At 65.0% G+C, this 980-nt stretch carries 1 protein-coding gene; it reads right to left on the reverse strand.

The window, feature by feature from the left end:
- Nucleotides 1–980: choline ABC transporter ATP-binding protein (choV, locus tag EOA22_RS35155; RefSeq protein ID WP_127390691.1), on the reverse strand; the 980-nt coding region annotated here is incomplete at both ends.

Raw genomic sequence — 980 nt, forward strand, 5'->3', positions numbered from 1 at the left:
TCCGGAGAAACTGCCGCCGCAACACCGCGCTCAGCACGTCGCGAATGCCGATGGCGCCGACGAAGCGCGACTGGTCGTCAAACAGCGCTACCGGAGCGGTCTGCGAACGGTGCATGGCCAGCATGACGGTTTTCAGCGAGGTGCCGGGATTGGCCCAGAACACTTGCGCGGCTTCCTCGGATTGGCCTTCGACGTCGGCGCACGACACCCAGACCGCCGGCTTGCCGTCGCGTTCGGCCGCCGCCACCAGCCCGTGATCGTCGATCTTGAAGCGCGTCGTCTTGCGGCGGTCGAGCCAGACCCAGCCGTCCTTGCCGTGCTCCAGATCACGACGGTCGCGCATCACGTTCCAGGCGGTCAGCACCGACAGCGGGTTCACATTGGCGATGAAGTCTCGGACATAGTCGTTGGCGGGCCGCAGCACGATGTCTTCGGGCGCGCCGGTTTGCACGATGCGCCCACCCTCCATGATGGTGATGTGGGAGCCGATCTTCAGCGCCTCCTCGAGGTCGTGGCTGACGAAGATGATGGTCTTCTTCAATTCAGCCTGCAGCTGCAGCAATTCGTCCTGCAGCTTGGTGCGGATGAGCGGGTCGAGCGCCGAGAACGGCTCATCCATCAACAGGATCGGCGCCTCGGTGGCGAAGGCCCGCGCCAGGCCGACGCGCTGCTGCATGCCGCCCGAAAGCTCATGCGCATATTTCTTCGACCACTGGTCGAGATTGACCAGCTTGAGCTGGCGTTGGACGCGCTCCTTGCGCTCGGCTTCTGGGACGCCGGCCAGTTCGAGGCCGAGACCGACATTCTCCTCCACCGTGCGCCAGGGCAAAAGGCCGAACTGCTGGAACACCATCGCCACCTGTTTCTGGCGCAGGCGCCGCAAGGTCGCCTCGTCGCAGGTGACGACATCGACGGTCTTGTCGCCATCCTTGACCAGCACCTGGCCGCGCGACACCACGTTGATCCGGTTGACCGCCCGC

Source organism: Mesorhizobium sp. M7A.F.Ca.US.014.04.1.1, assembly GCF_003998745.1.
GTDB classification, from domain to species: Bacteria; Pseudomonadota; Alphaproteobacteria; order Rhizobiales; family Rhizobiaceae; genus Mesorhizobium; species Mesorhizobium ciceri.